The sequence below is a fragment of the Corynebacterium mustelae genome (assembly GCF_001020985.1).
GTDB classification, from domain to species: Bacteria; Actinomycetota; Actinomycetes; order Mycobacteriales; family Mycobacteriaceae; genus Corynebacterium; species Corynebacterium mustelae.
Genome location: NZ_CP011542.1, coordinates 2,305,951 through 2,326,834, shown reverse-complemented (window position 1 = coordinate 2,326,834; position 20,884 = coordinate 2,305,951). Strand labels below are relative to the sequence as shown.

Here is a 20,884-nt window from a genome sequence, read left to right as displayed (position 1 = left end):
GGCGGAAGAATTAACGCCTGCTGCGGTAGCGTTTCGTGGTGAGTTTTTCATAGCCTGGTACGTCACCTGATTTGTAGCGTTCCCAGACCTCGGCGAACAGATTCGGGTAGGGCAGGATCGGTGGGCAGGTGTCTACGATGGGGCGGCATTTTGTGTCATCCCTTAGTAGGTAGTGGGGTGCTTTCCACATTTCCATGGCGGAGCCGGTGTCGCTCTTTTCTAACCAGCCGCCGGGTAGGAAGACGCTGCGCTTAGCGCCTGTGCGTTTCGCTGTGACCACGAGTTCTTTCGCCAGGAGCTCTTCTGTTGCCTGGTCGAGTTTTTTCTTCGTCCAGTTATTCCACTTCTTTACCGCCGCATTGGTGGGTTCGCTAAGTGCGAGAAGTTGCAGGAAGTACTTGGCTGCTTCCTCGCTTAGGTCCAATGTCCGTGCCGCATCGGCCACGGATTCTGGTGCGCTGATGAGAGGGTCTTGCTTGGTTCCCGCAATTGGGGTTCCTTCCGTCAGGTAGTTGAGGAGCGTATCGAGGTGGCCCTCGCGTACTGCTTGCAGTGAGTGGAGCTGATGACGGGTTTCGTGGAATACCGGAGAGGAATAATCGCAGTCACGCATGGCGTTGATGCGGCCAGCAAGCGTGTGTGCATCCTCGCTTCCTGGTTCCACTAGGTGGGCTAAATGCAGGTAAACGGGAAGGAGGCTGGTGAATTTATATGCTACATATGCGTCATTGGGGAAGGGCTCACGGTGAAAACTTGCGCTGATATTTTCGTATAACTGTGTGGGAATGCCATCCCACATGTCGTCGGTGAGGTGAATCCACGGCACACCCCACTTATCTTCCCAGAAGGTACAGATTGCATCGATGTTGGGGCCTTCAGTGAGGTAGTTATCGTGCCAGCCGAGGCCGAGGAGTATTTCGTCGTGTTCGCAGAAATTGTCACCTGTGTGGGCGCGTAGCTTCTTGAGCGCAGTCACGGAGGTTCCGAGTGCTTTCGCTAGTTCGGGAGTGTTGATGCGTGTTTGTTCCGCGATCTTGTGGAGGTAGCTTCCTGTCAGCAGGCTGGCCCACACCCGTGGTGGGAGTGTGGAAGTGGCAGCAGCGCGCGTGGCGATGTCGTAAAGCGAAACGTTATCCCATGCAAGCGTTGGAAGTTTCCCCGCGCTGTGGCGTTTTTCGTGCCACGCTAGGATTTCGTCGAGGGTTTTCTTAAAGTCGTCTTTGGGGACGAAAAAGTCGTCGTAGGCTCTCAGATCGGCGGGCGGTTGGGAGTGGACATATATTTGTTGACTACGCACGGTGCTGGAAAGCTTGGCGCCGAGAACACCGTAGTCGGCGCACCAATGCAGGAATTCACAGTAGATGCGCACCACATCCAGCGGGATTCCTGGCGCGGCGAGGGATGCGAGCCAGACCTTTTCCCGCCCGATGCTGCCCACGAAGACCTGGAGACGGCAGTCAAGCAACGCATGACCAGTGCCTTGAGGATCGTTGAAGTCTTCGGCCAGCTTGTGCAGGGACTGATTGAACCATAAATGTGTGTAGTCGGAGCAAAGCTCCGGCGGCTTCGGGATTGTGTTCGCTGCACCAGTAGCGGAGCCTTGAGACGCTGCGGAGTTTGAAGGCGATGTCGTCTCTGCTGGTTGCATCCCCTCCGTGGGGTTTGTATCTGGAACGACCATGGCGATCACTTCAGGGTTAATCTCCCTTAACCGGGGATCGGTGAGATAGTTGCGGTTTTCCTTCACCATTTTCTTTCGGGCGAAATCCGTGGCAGACGTAAGCTCCTTGTGGAGATTTTCAAGCATATCTGTGGCTATCCCGAGCACAGTTTCATTCGCGAAAACCAGGTCCCAATTTTTCGCCAGTTGCTTAAACGTGAGGTATTCAACAAAATCCCACCGTATTTCTTCCCGGCCCAGTAGATGGATGAGGTCGCGGTGGTGGTCGGCGAGCCAGGCGTCGAAAAACTCGACCATTAACCGCCCGAAGCGGGAATCGAGCGTTGACCAACGCGCACCGGCAGCAATAAGTGCATCAATGTAGTCGAGATGGTAGGTGGCACGATTGGTGGCGATTCGACGACCGCGAAGCGCATCCTTGTTACGGTCAATAGCGTCGAGGAGGTGTTGGTTGGTGTTATGGAAGAAATTGAATCGCCAGTTCCCGAGCGCGATCTTCGCCTCAAGCCAGGGCACAATTTTTTGGGGGTCAGCGCACAACGGCTCCCACAGCTGGGCATTCTGTAGCGCCGCCACATAGTCATTGATGTCCCAATTTCCGAAGGTTATTGTGTAGAAGATATCCGCAAGGTCAGGGTGCTGAGCAACTGCGCGCGGCATCTTCGTGAGGATCGTGTTCAGCAACGATTCGGGGGTTTCGGGGAAACTCCGGCTGGGCAGGTACGCTGCGATCAGCTCAATTGTGGCGGCTTCGGGGTCTATGCCTGCGTTTTTAGCCAAAGCTTCAAGGTCTTTGAAGACCTTCACGTACAAGCTGACACCAGCGCGAACTTGGTCGATTAATAGATTGAAAAAGTAGTCGAAAGCTTCCTGTGGTTCCATGCGTGTGGCCACGTTTTTTGCTTCGTTGGACAGTGCTTTCGCCGTGACTACCCCGAGTTTGGTGAATTCCGTGAAAGCGTGGGAGTGGCGTTCGTTGTCGATGGGGAGGGCGTAGAATTCCTCGATATCGCGGGCTTTGTTGAAGTACTGCTTGCCGTAGGGGATATTCCCGGCGAGTGCGAATATGCGGGCGATTTCCTCCAAAAACGTAGGCAGGAAATGCGGCGCGGAGTTCTGTAAGGCCACAGTGAGCTCGTCGATGCGGTCTTTCACCTGCCCCGCGTGGGTATGTGCTTTTCGACGCGCCCACTCCACGTCCGCAACAAGGTTGAGGGCGTGCTGCGCGTTGTCTGGGTCGGTGAGAATGGCCCACGCGGGGAAACCCGCGGCGCGTTTCGGGGTGAAACCGATGTGGGTCTGATTCATCTTTTCCACACCAACCGCAGAAAAAGCCACTGTTTCTGCTGTTTCCAAAGGCTCGGGAACTAGCCGAATGATTGGCGAGGTTAATTGATTCGTGGCATAGGTGACAACTAGAGCAGGAATATCGTTGCGATGCGGGGTGGAATGCAGGCGAATCATGGTCGTAAATTGTAGTTACTCGCTTCAATGTTCGAGAGGAAACGGAGATTATTTTTACCTCGATACCGTTTTGTAGTGAGTTCTTCATAGCCTGGTACGTCACCTGATTTGTAGCGTTCCCAGACCTCGGCGAAAAGATTCGGGTAGGGCAGGATCGGTGGGCAGGTGTCTACGATGGGGCGGCATTTTGTGTCATCCCACAGGAGGTAGTGGGGTGCTTTCCAGGTTTCCATAGCGGGGCCAGTATCGCTTTTGTCCAGCCATCCGCCGGGTAGGAAGACGCTGCGTTTAGCGCCTGTGCGTTTGGCTGTGATTATGAGTTCTTTTTCTAGAAGTTCCTCGGTTGCTTGGTCGAGTTGTTTCTTCGCCCAATTATTCCACTTCTTTACCGCCGCGTCGGTGGGTGTGGTAAGAGCGAGAAGTTGCAGGAAATACCGTGCCGCATCTGCACTGATTTTCAAGGTTTTCGCTGCATCTGCGACCACGTGGGGTGCGCTGGTTGATGGGTCTTGTTTGGTGCCTGTGATTGGGGTGCCGGTTTTGAGGTAGGTGAGTAGCTGGTCGAGGTGGCCTTCTGTGTATATGCGTAGTGCGTGGGTGTTGGGGTGAGTGACTTCAGATTCGGCGCGGTTGTATTCGCAGCCGAGTGGAACTCGTGGATCAGTGTGGGCATCGTGGCATAGTTCTTGGATTTGGCGTGCAAGGGTTTGCGCGGTGCTCGTTGCTGGCTCCACTAGGTGTGCTAGGTGCAGGTACAGTGGCAGCAGTCGATCCATTTTCCGTTCCGGAGGAAGCCCACCAGCGCGAATACCACCGTGGAAGTCAGAGTTGACGGTCTCACGAATGCTGACGGGGAGTGCCTTCCACATGTCCTCGGTAATGTGAATCCATGGTTTACCCCACAACTGTTCCCAAGCCACGCCGATACTTTCTATGTTGGGGCCTTGGGCGAGGTAATTATCGTGCCAAGCTACTGCTAAGAACGTGAGGTGGCGGGAATCGAAGTGGTCACAACCGTATTCAATATAGGAGGAAATTTCACGTTCACTGAGCCCAAAGCGGTCCCGCACACTCCACTCTTTGCCGCTGGATATCCACTCCGGAACACTCCACTCCAAAGGATCGCCGTAGAAACTGCTGAAGAAGTAAGCCCAAAGCTGGGGCGGAAGGGTGGTTACGGTTGAGGCTTTTTCGGCGACATCGGCAAGGGTGATCGTGTCCCATGCTGGGGTTGGTCGTTTATTGGCCCGGTGGCGTTTTTCGTGCCAGTGTAGGATTTCGTCGATTTTGCGTTTGAATTCTTCTTTTGGGATGAAAAATTCATCATCGAGGGCTCCTAGTAGGGGAGATATGTCGGGGCGCTGGGTGAGGGAGGGGTTCCAGAGTGCGGTGTTTTCTTCGTCTTGAGTCATGTAGAAAACATTGTTGTCCCACAAATATTCAATCGATGAGGTTGAGTAATCCTTGGGGAGGATGATTCGGCGCCATGTTCCTAATACGTTGTAGTCGGCGCACCAGTGTAGGAATGCGTGGTAGGAACGAACGTCTTCGAGATTGAGCGTTGGGGTGGCCAACCATGAAAGCCACAATGTTTCTCGTGCAATAGTGTCACGCAAATAGCCAGAACCCTGATAAAAGCGTGCAGCACCACGGTTTTGTGGGGCACTAAGCTCGCAGGCAAGATTGTAAACATCAGCATCTAGGGAGTAGCGATCCCCAAATTCGATGGGTGGTTGAGGAATTTCTTCTGGTGAGTCCTCGTGTGGGGAAAAACTTGCGTACAGGTGCTCTAATTCTTGGGGTATCGCTGCAAGTTCGGGCAGTGAGATCGGTGCAATGTCGTTGACCTCTACGATGATTCCGGCGATTGCGGCGGCAAGTATGGAGTCGTTGTCGGCAAAGTCAAGGATTGTTAAGGGGTTTGCTATCAGTTCTGCTGCTTGGTTGGTGGTGCAGTTACGCATTCGTGTACTGACTTTTTCGTTGCGGATTGTTAGTTGGTGAAACCCTACCGGTGGCAGCAGGTTGAGCACATGATCTTTCCCGTCGTGGGTGCGTGATGGGGCGATGGGGGTGTCGGTGGCGGCGTCGAAAAGCTTGTGCGACGTTCCCCATTGTTTCCGCAAGTACCAGTAACCCGCTTGGGGTCTTTCTACCACGAAAAATTCTTCCTCTTGTGGGCAGTGGAATGTACCCAGCGGGCTGATAAACCAGCATCCTTCCTGCGTGCTGGTGAGGGAGATGCCGTAGAGACGATCACCATCATGCCCAAACGGTGATTTGCTGGTGGTGTCCGTTGCCATAGTAGTGAAGCTGTACGAAAAAGAAACCTGTGCATCGTGACGAGCTGCTACCGCAATAGCTTCGGGAATCTCAAGACCTAGCACAGCACCTTGCGCGAACCGTTTATCGAAAACCTTGCATGGCATTTTCTCACCACTAGGAAGAACTGTTACGTGGTCAAGAGACTGCTGTGAGGTGGCGTAGATGGGGCCGAAACCAGCTTGGGTTCCTGCCGGTTCAGTCTCCAAATCATCTCCACAAATGGCAGCAGTCCCAGCATAGAAAGTTCCATCAATGGTGTTTGTGTATTCCGCGAAATGGTAGGTGTACACAGACCCGTTGATCTGATGGGGTTGGTCTTCGCTCAACCACATCCACATGTGTTTCTGGGAAGAAGAATCGAAGTAGATCACAAGCAGATCCGTGTCGGTGGGGACTATTTTCACCCAGCGTTTGCCGAGTGCATGATATTTTCGCACCACCTCACCGTTACAAACAATGAAGGTTTCCCCTGACTTAACCCACACCCATGGGTAGGTTCCCGACACAAGCGAATTGGAGTAATCAGCTAAGTCTGCTGCTACTTTTTCAAAGGTGGGCCACGTGTACTCGACGAGTGTTCCGCGGCGGAGGCGTTCAGCGAGTTCTTCGGCGGGGTCGACGTGGAGGATTTCTTCGACTAATTCGGGGTAAAGCTCATGGATGCGCGAGTCGGTGAAGCTTTTCCTGTCGAGTTTTAGCTCGCTCCATTTCTCCAATGATCCTCTAGCGTTGGCGCATTTTGCGCGAATTTCCTCCAGCTTCCAACCAATGAGTTTGCGCGTGGGTTCGCCACTGAGCAGCACATCAAGGTTTTCGGAAAAGTTGTAGCTAGACAGGCTTTCGAGAAGTGTTTCGCGCAGGTCCTGCCTTCCCATGAGGAATGCAAGGTCACGGTGGTGGCTTTCGTACCACTCGTTGAAGGGGAGCGAAACTTTTTGGGTCTTGGGGTTTCTTCGGGGTTGCCATTGTGCGCCAGCTGCGATGAGGGCGTCTAAATAGTCTAAGTGGTAGTGTGAGCATTCCGTTTCCACTCGGTGCCCAGTGAGTACTTTCGTGTTGGCGATGATTGCGTTCAATAAATCGGGGTTGGAAATGGCCCAGAATGCCCAGCGTGCGTTGCCGTGTTCAATGACTAGGTCAAGCCAGGTGATGAATTTTTCTGGGTTTGTGTGGAGTGGTTGCCAGAGTGCAAGTTGTTGGAGGGCTTTGATGTAGGTGTTGATGTTCCACTCTAGGGGGATTGAGGTGTAGAGTTGTTTGCCCAGTTCGGGGTGGGTTTTGAGTGTGTCGGGTAGTGCTTTGAGCACTATTTTCAGGAGCTTTTTTGATGAGATGGCAAAGGCGGGTGTGGGGAGGTAGGCTGCGGTGGATTCTTGGTGTACTTCGCGTGTGGTTTTGCCTGCGTTTGTGCCGAGTTGTGTGAGGGCTTTTACGGCTTTGGCGGGTACTGGTTTGTCTATGGTGGCTTGGGTGATCAGCAGGGAGAAGAAATACTCGTAGGCTTTTGACGGTTGCAGGTGGGTGGCGGCGGTGTGAGCTTCTTGTGTCAGTGTTTTTTGATCTACTACGCCTAAGGTGAGGAATTCGGTGAACGTTTGGGTGTGGCGGTCGATGTCGATGGTGAGGGCATGGGTGCGTTCCACGTCGCGTGCTTTAGCGAAATACTTTTCGGCGAGGGAGTGTTTATCGATGCTGATGAAGATTTGGGCGATTTCCTCTAGAAAGGTGGGGAGGAAGTGCGGGGCGGATTTTTCCAAGTCTCCGGTGAGCTGGTCTACCCGTTTCTTCACCGCACCTGCTTGAGCTGCAGCTTTTCGACGCGCCCACTCCACATCTGCAACAAGATTCAACGCGTGTTGCGCATTACCCGGGTCTGTCAGGATAGCCCACGCGGGGAAGCCGGTGGTGCGTTTGGGTGTGTAGCCCACGAGGCTGTGGTGTTGTTTTTCTGCGCCGAATGTCTCCCACATTTTTGTTTCCGCTGTCTCAAGGGGGTGTGCAACGAGACGGATCACCGGCGGGATAACACCACCGGTGATGTAGGTGACGGCTAGAAGTTCATCGTCGGTGGGTTGTTTCGTTGCGTGGATGTGAATCATGGGGAGACTTTCCGAGGTAAAGGTTTATCGTTTTCTGCGGTATCTGGTGGTCGTGAGTTCCTCGTAGCCTGGTACGTCTCCTGTTTTGTAGCGTTCCCATACTTCGGTGAAGAGTTCGGGGTAGGGCATAAGTGGTGGGCAGGTCTCTACAATGGGGCGGCATTTGGTGTCTTTCCACAACAGGTAGTGTGGTGCTTTCCACACTTCCATCGCGGGGCCGGTGGTACTTTTCTCTAACCAACCGCCGGGGAGGAAGACTTTGCGTCCTGTGCCTGCGCGTTTCGCGACGACCACAAGCTTTTTGTCCACCAATTCTTGGCGTGCTTGGTCGAGCTGAACCTTAGTCCAGCCATTCCACTTCTTCACGTGGGTATCCATAGGGCGGGTCAGTGCCAAAAGTTGCAGGAAGTAGCGTGCCGCATTTGCGCTGATGCCCAAGGTTTTTGCCGCATCAGCCACAATGTTTGGTGCGCTGATGGTGGGGTCTTCTTCGATTCCCTCTATAGCTTTACCTGTGTTGAGGTAGTGGAGAAGGGAATCGAGATACCCTTCCTTGGCTAACCGGAGTGAGTGCTCATTGGGCTCAGATTTTTTAAACAGTTTTGAGGTGTACTCGCAGCCCAACGGCACCTGAGGATCATCAACTGTGCACTGAGTGGTTTCGAGGATGCGTTCGGCAAGGTTCTTCGCTTCTGTGCTTGATGGTTCTACGAATTGAACTAGGTTGAGATAAACCGGCATCACCTTGCTCAAACACCAATTGATAGACCCATTGATTGTCTTAATTCCACCGTGAAAAACGTGGTCGACGTTGTTTTGTAATTGAGTAGGGAGAGTATCCCACATTTCATTAGTGAGATGAATCCATGGTGTGCCCCACATTTCTTCCCAAGCTGCACCGATTGCCGCAGCGCTGGGGCCATCGGTGAGGTAGTCCTTGTGCCAGGCAAGCCCTTGAAAGGTTTGAAAGTAGTAGCCGAAGTTCTTGTGATAGTGCTCTATACACGATGCGATTTCCCGCTCCGTATAGCTCAGTACTTCCGAAGCTTCCTCGGGGGTGATTCTTGAAGTCCACGTCATAGGAGCGCTGTACCTTGTCAGTGGGCCGTCGAATACTCCGGCGAACAGGCACTCCCAATGCTGCGGTGTCAAAGTGGTCACCGCGGCTACTTGAGCAGCCGCTTCGGTGACGTTACCGTCACCCCACGCAGGAACCATTCCCATTCCTTCAGCGTGTCGCTTTTCATGCCACGCCAAGATGTCGTCAAGGGCCTGCTTGAACTCAGCCTTGGGCATGAAAAGTTCATCGTTAAAAGTGTGGGGTTTTTCCACATGGTTGGGGCGATCACTGATGTCGGGATTCCACAGCACAACGTTGGAGAGTGAAACAAAAAGCTGCTTGTTCTCCCACCTATCCTGATAGAAACCGTCGGTTAGGTTCAGTCGGCGCCACACACCCAGCACGCCATAGTCGGCGCACCAATGCAACAACTTGCAAAAGAACCTGACATCCTCCAATGCAGCCCCTGGTGTTGCTAGTCGTGTAAGCCAGATCTTTTCCCGCCCAATGGTACCAACGATCTGGGAGCAGTCATGGCTAACGTTTGCTTCGCCAGCTTCCTGCGGGTTGTTCAATGTTGAAGCTAGTTGGTGCATGTTAATGATGAAGGACTCCTCTATCTCACTTTCAGAGCGAGACGGAGGTAGGGGAATGACGGATTCTTCAGATTGCTCCATAGGAGAAAAACGTGCGTAAAGGTGCTCTAATTCTTCTGGCACAGTGTCAAGGACAGGGAGCTCAACTGATGCCGTGTCAATCACACCAATATCGGCAATAATTCCCGCAATCGCCGACGCAAGAACCGAATCATTATCGGCGAACTCTACGATGCTCAAGGGGTTAGCGATTAATTCCGCTGCCTGCTCCGTAGTGCAGCTACGCATCTTCGCGCTGACTTTCTCGTTGCGGACCGTAAGCTGGTGGAACGCGGCCGGTGGCAGCAAGCTCAGCGGGTGATCCTGGCCAGTATGAATGCGCGATGGTGCGATTTGGGTGTCGGTGGCGGCGTCGTAAAGCACATGTCCAGTACGCCAGTCTTTGCGTAGATACCACACATCAGCCTGGGGTTTGCGCACCGCGAAAAACTTTTCATCGGACACGAAGGTACCTAGCGGGCTTATATACCAGTATTTTTCCGAGTCTTTTTCCAAGGAAATACCATACGTGCGATCGCTGTCAACACCGAACGGGGAGTGCAACGTTGCATCAGTGGTGGTTGTAGTGAAGCTATTGTTAAAGGAGAACTCCGCGCCATTTTCGGCTGCCACAGCACTAACATCAGGAAGATCGATTCCAGGTAATGTGCCTTGCGTTAGCTGCTTTCTAAAATCTTCCGACGAAATTTTTTCTCCACTGGGAAGAACGACAATCTGAGCATTTTTATCAGCGTACACTGGGCCAAATCCCACGTGGTTACCCACCGGTAAGGATTTCAAATTACCTTCTCGGATTGGGATAGTGCCAACGTACAAGGTTCCGTCAATTGTGCTGATATAGTCCGCACAATGGGAACTATAGAAAGTTTCTTCAATGGTGTAGGAGGTGCCTTCGTTTAACCACAGCCACTTGTTTTCATGGCTAGAGGAATCATAGTAGATTGCCAACACATCGTCGTCAGTGGGGATCATTTGTGCGTACATCATGCTGGGCAGGCGGTATGTTCGCACCACATCGCCGCTGATTACCCTGAGGTCCTTCTCGGCACGAAGACACACCCACGGGTAGGTAGCGGAAATTGTAATATCATCCTCAGCCATAGCGCTCACGGTTTTCTCAAACGTAGGCCACGTGTATTCCGCGATCGTGCCACGGCGTAGCCTTTCTGCCAACTCATAGGCGGGGTCGATGTGCAAAAGCTCCGCCACGAGGTCGGGGTAAAGTTCGCGGATACGCGGATCGTTGATGTGCTGTGTGTGGTGTGTGAGAGTTCGCCACTCTTCCATTGATCCGGTGGCGTTTTCCCGCAGTTTACGGTAGGTTTCCAGCTTCCAGCCCACCAGCTTCTGGGTTGGTTCGGCTTCCAACAACGCGGTGCAGTCCTCTTCGAGTGACGCAGGTGGGAGATCCGCAACAAGCTGATCGCGAAGGTCCTCCCTGCGGAGTAAAAACTCAAGGTCACGGTGGTGAACTTTAAACCACCCGTCGTATTGGAAGGAGGGGCGCCACGAATACTGGCTCGGTTTCAGTTTCCACTTCATGCCAACGGCGCTGAATGCGTCAAGGTAATCGAGGTGGTACTGCGAAGCTTCAACCAGGAGCGGGAGTCCAGCAAGTGCATCTTTGTTGGCAACGATTGCGTCTAGCAAGTCAGGGTCGGATGCTGTTATGTAGCGCCATGCGGAATTAGCGTGTGCCACCAGTGCTTCAATCCAGGGAACGAACTTCTCTGGGTTTGTGTGCAGGGGCTCCCACAGATTGAGTTTCTTTAAAGTCGTGACATATTCGACGACATCCCACTTTTCGGGGATGGAAGTGTAGAAGTATTCGCTGCTTTCAGGGCGGGTTTCGAGTAGACCTGGCATGACCGCAACGATTTTCTTCAGCACTGATGCCGGTGACTTCGGGAAGCTGCGGGTGGGTATGTAGGCTGCGACTAGTTCTTGTTCCACGTCGGTTGCGGATTTTCCGGCATTTTTACCTAAGAATTGGAGGTCTTTGAACGCGTTGGCGTAGATTGTGGACCCAGATTTTGCTTGGTCGATCAGCAGAGCAAAAAAGTAATCATAGGCTTCTTGTGGCTGCATCCTTGTTGCGGCGTCGCGGGCTTCTTGGGAGAAGGCTTTCGCGCTGACAACGCCGAGTGCGGCGAATTCGGCGAATGCCTGGGCGTGGCGCTCCGCGTCCACCGTTAGTGAATGTGTGCGCTCAACATCGCGGGCTTTGCCGAAGTATTGCTTGGCGTAGGGGAGGTTTTCAGCTTCAACGAAAATACGCGCGATTTCTTCTAGAAAGGTGGGCAGGAAATGTGGGGCGGATGCCTGAAGTACACCAGTGAGCTGGTCGATGCGTTTTTTCACCGCACCTGCTTCGGTTTTTGCTTTTCGACGCGCCCACTCCACGTCCTGCACCAGGTTGAGGGCGTGTTGCGCATTACCTGGGTCGGTCAGTATTGGCCAGGCTGGGAAGCCGATGGCGCGTTTGGGTGTGTAACCGACAAGTGTGTGGGTGGTTTCGTTTAGTCTGAGGTTTTTCAGTCCGAGTGTTTCGGCGATGATGAGTGGTTCGGGGATGAGTCGAACGATCGGGGCAAGCCCAAGGTCACTGCTGTAGCTGACGGCAGCCAGTGATACGTCGTGGGTTTTTGGGGTGGGGTTAATGTGGATCATTGTGTGTCGTGCTTTCTGCGGTGGTTAGCGCTTGGTGCGGTATCTGGTGGTGGTGAGTTTCTCATAGCCTGGTATGTCACCTGATTTGTAGCGTTCCCACACCTCGGTGAAAAGTTCGGGGTAGGGCACCAGCGGTGGGCAGGTTTCCACGATGGGGCGGCATTTGGCGTCTTTCCACAGCAGGTAGTGGGGTGCTTTCCACACTTCCATGGCCGGACCAGTGTCACTTTTGTCCAACCAACCGCCTGGTAGAAATACGCTTCTTCCTGTACCAGTACGCTTGGCGGTGACTACAAGTTCCTTGTCCAGTAATTCCTGTTTAGCCTGTTCCAGCTGTTTCTTGTTCCACCCGTTCCACTTCTTCACATCGGCGTCGGTGGGTTTGGTTAGCGTTAGAAGCTGCAAGAAATACTTAGCGGCATCGGTGCTGATCTCAAGTGTTGTGGCAACGTTAGATACTGTCTCGGGGCTAGAAATGTGTGGGTCTTCCTTGATACCTGTGACGGCAGTGCCGGTTTTCAGGTAGTCGAGGAGAGAATCGAGATATCCTTGCTGAACCACTAGAGGGTAGAAAGCCTCGGCGTCTGAACGTTTTATTTGCTCAGTGAAGTCTGCCCCTAACACAACATCGGGGTAGGGGACGTGACAGGTTGCGATTTCGCTGATGCGCTCTGCTAGTCGACGCGCCTCGTCGGTGCCGGGCGTCACCAAATGCGCGAGGTAAATATACACAATCAACAGCTTCGCGGTTTTCGCACGTGACGAACGTGCACTAGACGCGGTATGGAATTCGTTGTTCAACGCCGAGTGATATGAGGCGGGAATGGCATCCAAAATATCGTCGGTGAGGTGAATCCACGACCTGCCCCACAACCGTTCCCACACGGCACGAATGCCGTTAATGGCTGGCCCGGTGTTTAGGTAGTCGTCGTGCCAGGCCATGCCAAGAATTTCGCGATGGTGATCGTGGAATGTGGACCAAAGGTTTCGATCGAAGGACGATACCGTTACCTTCGGAAGCTTCAAGATTTCAGCGGCGAGATTGACACAATCTTCTTGGAACGGCAGTGCTTTTTCGCTGTAACCAGCGGTGAAAAAGCACGCCCACATTTGTGGCGGAAGAGTTGAAACTTCAGCAGCCGCAGTGGCTTTCGCAGCGATGGTTGTTGTACCCCATGCTGGTGTGAGGTGGGTGCCGGTGGCGTGCCGGTTTTCGTGCCATGCGAGGATTTTATCGAGGGCGGTTTGGAACTCGTCTTTTGGCACGAAAAGTTCGTCATCACATGTGTCCGATTGTGGTGGTTCGTGGGGAGGCTCTGTTAAAGCGGGGTTCCATAACCAAGCGCGAAGTTCGTAGTCGTTGACCAGAATCCTCTTGTTATCCCAGCGGCTTCCACCTTTAACCTTGGGACTATCAGATGCAAGGGTGGCACGACGCCACGTTCCGAGTACCTGATTCTGCGCGCACCAGGAGAGAAAAGCGTGGAAAAGCCGCACTCGTTCCAGCGGTTGGCCTGGACATGCCAACCACGACAGCCATATCTTTTCCCTGCCGATGGTGTCACGCACCATGATGGAAATCTCGGGGAAATGGACAGCTCCGGATTCCTGCGGATTGTTGAGAATTGTTGCAAGCTTGTGCATAGAAACAACAGCCTTTCCGCCCGACATATGTGGTCGAATGTCAGGTGGATTGGGAATTTTAACCGCAGCTGCCTTTTTCGGCTGGGTTGTTTCAGTCACATCAATTGACGGAAACATGTTGTGGGTTTTGCTCCCAACCGGCTTCTTTGTATCCCTTACGATGTGAGGAGCATGGCTTGTGTACAAAAATTGCAACCACTCTGGAACCTCATCGAGTTCAGGCAAGGCGAGTTCCACCCCAGAAATTTTTCCTACTTCGACAATGATTCCTGTGATCGCAGCGGCGAGAGTCACATCGTTATCAGCAAATTCGAGGATGCGTAGTGGGTCGGAAATCAGCGCGGCAGCCTGCTTCGTTGTGCATTCGCGCAAACGTGTACTTGCGGTTTCGTTTCGGACCTTAAGGTGGTGGAACCCGGCGCGGGGGAGGCGATGAAGAATGTGGTTTGTGCCGGAAGATGTGAGTGATGGCGATATCTGGGCGTCGGTGGTGGCGTCATAAAGCGTCGTCCCTTCTGCCCAAATCACGGATTTCCGTAAAAACCACACGCCCGAATGCGGTTGCTTTATAGCTAAGAATGATTCATCGGCGGAGTGGAACGTCCCTAGCGGGCTGACCACATACGCACCGGAGGACTCAGTTTCGAGCACCAGCGCGAAATGCCTACCATCATCCAACCCGAATGGAGAGTCAACGGTTGAGGTCACAGCAGGGGCGCTAAAGCTGTCGCCGAACGAAAGCTGTGCACCATGCTCAGCCGCCAGCGCGGCAGCCTCAGGAAACTCAAGTCCCTGAAGCGTGCCGGCAGCAAATTGCTTATTCAGCGCAGCTGTGGTGATTTTCGCCATCGTAGGTAGAACCGTGAATGATTGCGCATGTGCGTTGTTTGCTGCATACACTGGGCCGAACCCAAGCTGGACCCCTTTCGGGTCAGAATCTAGCTCACCTGCTGTGATAGGAGCGGGGCCGATGTGTAAGATGCCGTCGACAGTGGTGGCATATTCGCCGCCTGTGTTCTCGTAACTGTATGATGGCGGCGCGGTAATTAGGTGCGGTTGTGGGTCGGAAAGCCACAGCCACCACCTGTCCCACCCATTCGCCGTGTAGTTGGTGTAGGCGACGAAAACGTCGTCGTCGGTGGGAACCAGGGTGTCCACGTTCTCGACCGGGATCTCACAGTCGCGCACCGACGCCCCGCTAAAGATACGAACTTTTTTCCCATTAACCGCGGTGACGAACGGAAATACTGCGGAAATGGACGTGTCCTGGTTGATAAAATCGGCGGCGTTTTCTTCGAACTCAGGCCACGTGTATTCCACAAGAGTGCCGCGCCGCAGCCGTTCGGCAAGCTCTGCGGCGGGGTCAACGCTTAGCAGCTGGGCAATGAGTTCAGGAAAATACGCGCGCAACCGAGAGCTGGAGACTCGGCTGGCATGCCAGTTCAATCGGAGCCATTCAGGGTGTGAACCCCGCGCCTTGGTCTGGCCATCCCGCATTTCTTCAAGCTTCCACCGAATTACCGTGCGGATAGGCTCCCCGCTTAATAGGACGGTGGCGTGGCGGGAAATATTCAGATCCGCCAAACCACGCAGGAACCACGAGCGGTATTCTTCCTGCGCAACCAGGTGCGCAAGATCCCGATGGTGTTTACTAATCCACGCGGACATCATGAATTGTGCTTCAGCCTCGTCCGACGGTGGTATCGTCGACCACTCCACCCCCGCCGCGATCAGCGCGTCAAGGTAGTCGGGGTGGTATTTATTACTGTGCGTTGAAATGTGGAGCCCGGCTAGCGCCGCATGGTTGCGGTCAATTGCTCGCAGAAGTTCCAGGTTAGTGGCATCAAAGAATCGCCATTTCTTATTCCCGTGGGCAGTGATGTCCGCAATCCACTGTCGAAACCGCTCCGGGTTGGACGCAAGCGGTTCCCACAGCCCAAGTTTGTGCAGGTTGTCCACATAGTTGGTCACATCGTGCCATTGGGCCGGAATGATCGAGTAGAGGGCTTCTTGTAGTTCGGGGTGCGTGGCTACTATTTCCGGAAGCGTACGAAGCACCACCGCCAGCACCGCGTCTGGGCTTGTGGCGAAACTCCGGGTTGGTACATACGCAGCCGTGAATTCTTCCTGGATTTGCCGCTCGCTCAAACCAGCAGCTTTGCCCAAAAACTTAAGGTCTGTGAGGATTTTACTGTATGTCTCCGCGCCTGACTCGGCTTGGGTGATAACCAGGTTGAAAAAGTACAGGTATGCTTCCTCAGGTTCTAGCCGCTTGGAAGCATCGCGTGCTTCCTGTGAAAAAACTTTTGCGGTCACAAGTCCCATACGGGCAAACTCCACGAACGCCTGGGCGTGTCTAGCCTGGTCAATAGCTAAATCGTGCGCGCGTTCAACGTCGCGGGCTTTGCCGAAGTATTGTTTCGCGTAACTGAGATTTCCTGCATCGGCGAAGATTCGGGCGATTTCCTCTAGAAAGGTGGGCAGGAAGTGCGGGGCGGAGGACTGCAGTGTTGTGACCAGTTCGTCGATACGTTTTTTCACCTTGCCCGCTTCGGTTTTTGCTTTTCGACGCGCCCACTCCACGTCCTTGACCAGGTTGAGGGCGTGTTTTGCGTTACCTGGGTCGGTCAGTATTGGCCAGGCGGGGAAGCCTGCTGCGCGTTTTGGGGTGAAACCGCAGTTGTGGCGGGTGGTTTCTTTCAATCCGAATGTGTCAAGGGAAAGGCTTTCTGCCTCAATGAGTGGTTCAGCAACCAACCGGATTATAGGTGGAATACCAAGGTTGGTGGTGTACGTGACAGCGGCGAGGGGTGCATCGTTTGCTGTTTGAGAGGAACGAAGAATTATCATGTGAGATCACATTCAGGGCCAGGGGAAGATTCTTAGTTTTTCGGGTTGTGAAGGGAAGCGGGAGGTTCGTATTGTGGACTGTCGCCAGTTTTATACCGTTGCCACACTTCGTGGAAGAGCTCAGGGTAGGGCAGAAGCGGCGGGCACGTCTTTACCAGTGGGCGGTTGGTGGCCTCCTCCCACAGCAGGTAGTGTGGCGTTTTCCACGCCTCAAGTGCGGGGCGAACGGAGGGAACGTCGTACCAAGGACCCGGCAGGAACACACTTCGACCTGACCCAGCTCGCTGGGCTTGAACTACAAGGTCGGTCGAGGCTAATTCCGCTATGACCTGGTTGAGGTGTTTCCGGTCCCAGCTATTCCACTGTTGGATATTGGCATCGGTGGGGTTGGGGAGGGCCAGAAGCTGTAAGAAATACCGTGCTGCATCGGCGGTGAGGTTCAAGGTTTTCGCAGCATCACTTACTACATCAGGTGCAGTGACCTGCGGGTCTTGCTTAAATCCCACGATGGGAGTGCCTTGGGTGAGGTACGTAAGCAGTGCGTCGAGTGTGCCTTTATTTGCCGAAGGCAAAGGTTTGCCCTGACGATCCGTGAACGGTTTAACTGACAACGTGAGACCACGGTGGATGAGCAAATCGGGATCTTCTATCGCGTGTTGCAGCCGCATGGCCAAAGCTTGGGCGCTAGCACTCCCTGGCTCCACCAGGTGCGCTAAGTGAAGGTACACCGATAATAGGTCTGCGGTTTCCCCGTATCTTGAATTGGTTGCGTCAGGGGCACTGCTGTGGAATCCTGCATCAACCATCGGCTGAAGTGAAGCCGGTATTTGGTCCCACATTTCGTCACTGAGGTGAATCCAAGCCGGGCCCCACAGGCTTTCCCAAGCTGCGCGAAGATTCGTGATGCTTGGGCCTTCTTCCAAGTATCCATCATGCCATGCGAGGGCATGGAAAATTGCGTGGCGGCCGTCGAAAATGGTCATCGCTTTCCTCGGGAACGATCGGATGGTAGTGGCCGGTAACCCAAGTAATTGGCTGAGCGTCGCATCACGTTCCTCACCCAAGGTGGTTTCGGAATTGAAGCAAACACCCGCGAATAGTAACGCCCACACGTGCGGCGGAAGCGAGGTCACCGAAGCCGCATCTTCGGCTGCGTGAGTCACAGTGGTGGTAGTCCACGAGAAATCCATGCCGGCAGATGCCACGTGACGATTTTCGTGCCAAGTGAGAATCTTGTCGAGAGCCTGCGTGAATTTTTCGCTTGGCATGAACAGCTCATCGTCGAAAGCCTCCTCAACCACAGGCTCGTCGGGTGGTGACGTGACAGAGGGATTCCACAGGTAGCCGAACCCGTCATGGTATCCCAAAAACATCCGGCTGCTTACCCACCTCGTTCGCATATCGGCAAACACACGATCCTCAGCGAAACTCCTGCGCCGCCACACACCCAAAACACCATGTTGGACACACCATGACAACAACGCATGATAGGAGCGCACCATGTCGAGAGAGAGCACTGGTGACGCCAGCCACGCAAGCCACAATTTCTCCCGGCCAATCGTGTCGAAAATAAATTGTGCCTCACGAAGAACATGCACGTTTCCAGAGTTTCGGGTTTTGCCCAGAATCGAGGCAAGATCGACCAGCGCCACCGCAAAATCTTTGTGGGGGTGCGCAGAATCAAGGTTTGGTGGTTCCGGGATTTCCTGCTCACTAACCTCTACCGGCTGCACAGTTTTATACAAGTAATGAAGCGGTGCTGGCACAGACTCAACCTGTGGAAGCTTGAGCGAAACCAAATGAATGTTACTAATCTCAACAATGATTCCCGCGATAGCGGCAGCCAAGGTTTCATCCCCAGAAGCGAAGTCGAGGATCTTCAACGGATTGGCCAACAATTCCGCAGCCTGCTCATACGAACAGCTACGCATCCGTGCACTTACCTGCTCGTTTCGAGGGCGCAGGAAATGGAAACCGTGCAACGGCAGGTCATTAAGAATATGCTCAACGCCTTGATCCGTGAGCGAGCCGGCGACGGGGGAACCCGTTTCGGCGTCGATAAGCGAGGGTTTCACACCGTTATCTAGGTACCACACACCCTCACTAGGGCGCTTAATCACAAAAGCATCGGTGGCGAACACGCCCAGCGGGCTGACGCGGAAATCTTGTTGTTCCTTCGTGCATAAAGCGATGCTGAACAGGCGATCGCCTTCAACACCGAAGGGGGAGTCGGTGGTCTGTTCTGTGACCGTCGCAGTGAAACTATGTTTGAAATCAATTTCAGCATTGTGCTTTGTGGCAACCGCACTCACCTGAGGCAAATCAAGCCCCGACAACTCGCCACGACGGAACTTCTCGTGGAAAGCCTCGCCCGAAATAGTCTTTTCACCAGGCAGAACAGTGACATCGCGGTCAATGATCTCTTCGTACGGGTATTTGACGTGGATCCCTATCGCGTACACAGGGCCGAACCCCAACTGGAAACCAGACGGCACTTCAGACAGATCACCGTTACGGATCGGCGTCTTTCCAAAATACACGGTACCCTCGAAAGCACTGACAGTTTCCGCACCGAAGAATCGCAGAACCTCGGGCTTAATGTCGAACACAGTGCCGTCGTTGACCCACATCCATTTGTCTCGGAAAAGTTTGTCACCTGACAGGAGCAGAAAAACATCGTCATCAGTGGGAATAGCCCGCATCCACCGAAGATCGTGGGGAAAGGCGAATTCGCGCACCTTCTCACCGCTGAAGACAGTGAGTTTTTCCCGCTTCTTCACGCACACCCACGGGTATGTCGATGAGAAGTTAGTACTGTATGTACGAGGGGATTGGATGTGGGATTCGAACGTCGGCCAGATGTATTCCACGAGCGTGCCACGACGGAGACGTTCCGCCAGTTCAGCTGCTGGGTCGATGTGGAGGATTTCCGCAATAAGCTCAGGGTAGAGCGCACGCAATCGCGGATGATGCAGATGCTTTCTACTCTTGTCGAGGTCGGCCCATAGCTCCTTGGAACCAGTCACGTTCGAACGAAACTCGCGCAGCCTTGTAAGTTTCAAGGAAATGAGCTGTTTCACCGGCTCGCTACTGAAAAGCGCATCTAACTTCGTGGCTAAATACTCTGATGGAATGCTCGCAACAAGGGCCTCCCGCACCTTGTCCTGCTCCACCAAAAAACCGAGGTCACGGTGGTGATCCTCGCACCAGTGGGAAAATTCAAACTTGCCGGAGCAACCGCAATGGCAAGATTCTTTGCTCTTCCAACGTTGCTTGATATGTGCTTCTTCTACCCACTGGATTCCGGCAGCACTGAATGCGTCCAAATAATCGAGATGGTAGAAACCGTAGGAGAGTGGCAGGAAAGTGCCCTCCAAAACATCCTTGTGTGCAACAATCTGGTTGAGAAGATCAACGTGAGAGACGTGGAAAAACTTCCAATTCGTCTCATGGTGGTCAACGATTGTGGCTATCCACGATGCGAACTTTTCAGAATCCGCACACAATGGCTCCCACAGTTTCACCCCCTGCAATACGGTGACATAGTCGTAGACGTTCCACAGATCCGGGATGGTGGTGTAGATGATTTCCGCCAGCTCAGGTTCGTTTTTTACCAGCGCAGGAAGAACCTTGACAATGCGGGCCAGCACTGCTTCCGAGGAGTGCGGGAAGCTGCGGGTGGGGAGATATGCGGCGGTGAATGCAACGTCAATGTCGCGGGGCTTGAGTCCAGCTTTTTTACCGAGGAAGTGCAGGTCTTTGAGTGCGTTGGCGTATAATCCCGCACCGGCTTTGCACTGATCAATCAGTAGCCTAAAGAAGTAATCGTAGGCATCATGCGGTGTCATGCGGGCGGCCGCGTCGCGGGATTCTTGGGTAAAGGTTTTCGCGCCCACAACCCCGCAGCCTGCGAATTCGTCGAAAGCATACGCATGTCTATCGTTGTCGATAACTAGCGCGTGGGTGCGTTCAACCTCACGAGCCTTGGTGAAAAACTGTTTGGCGTAGTTGAGGTTCTCCGCCTCAATGAAAATCCGTGCGACCTCCTCAAAGAAGGTGGGAATGAAGTGTGGCACTGACCCCTGCAACTTTTCCGCCAGCTCCCCGATGCGTTGTTTTACGTTTCCCGGCTTGTGTTTTGCTTGTCGACGCACCCATTGCAGCTCCTTCATAAGATCTAAGGCGTGCTTCGCGTTACCTGGGTCGGTCAGTATTGGCCAGGCGGGGAAGCCTGCTGCGCGTTTTGGGGTGAAACCGCAGTTGTGGCGGGTGGTTTCTTTCAATCCGAATGTGTCAAGGTAAAGGCTTTCTGCCTCAATGAGTGGTTCAGCAACCAGCCGGATCACAGGTGGGAGTGGGATTTCGGCTGTGTAGGTAACGGCAACAAGCGGCGCATCGTTGGGATGCTGGGTGTAGTGCAAACGAATCATTGAGG

The 20,884-nt window shown here is 53.6% G+C and carries 5 protein-coding genes; all 5 read right to left on the bottom strand.

What is annotated here, in order from left to right; genetic code table 11:
* Nucleotides 1-10 precede the first annotated feature (10 nt).
* The 5 genes from CMUST_RS10375 to CMUST_RS10355 are packed head-to-tail and all read right to left on the bottom strand — an operon-like array spanning nucleotide 11 to nucleotide 20,879.
* The gene (locus CMUST_RS10375) at nucleotides 11-3,145 is read right to left on the bottom strand and encodes a hypothetical protein (protein WP_047262458.1); all 3,135 of its coding nucleotides are present in this window, start codon (nucleotides 3,143-3,145) and stop codon (nucleotides 11-13) included.
* Nucleotides 3,142-7,569, bottom strand: coding sequence for a hypothetical protein (locus tag CMUST_RS10370; RefSeq protein WP_047262457.1), 4,428 nt, complete (start codon nucleotides 7,567-7,569; stop codon nucleotides 3,142-3,144). The genes CMUST_RS10375 and CMUST_RS10370 overlap by 4 nt, the downstream gene beginning before the upstream one ends.
* Nucleotides 7,570-7,593: 24 nt before the next feature.
* Nucleotides 7,594-11,955, bottom strand: coding sequence for a hypothetical protein (locus CMUST_RS10365; protein WP_047262456.1), 4,362 nt, complete (start codon nucleotides 11,953-11,955; stop codon nucleotides 7,594-7,596).
* Nucleotides 11,956-11,979: 24 nt separating this feature from the next.
* Complete coding sequence (locus CMUST_RS10360) at nucleotides 11,980-16,449, bottom strand: hypothetical protein (RefSeq protein ID WP_047262455.1); 4,470 nt, start codon at nucleotides 16,447-16,449, stop codon at nucleotides 11,980-11,982.
* Between the two features lie 32 nt (nucleotides 16,450-16,481).
* A complete protein-coding gene (locus tag CMUST_RS10355) occupies nucleotides 16,482-20,879 on the bottom strand; it encodes a hypothetical protein (RefSeq protein ID WP_047262454.1) in 4,398 nt (1,465 codons plus the stop codon).
* Nucleotides 20,880-20,884 lie beyond the last annotated feature (5 nt).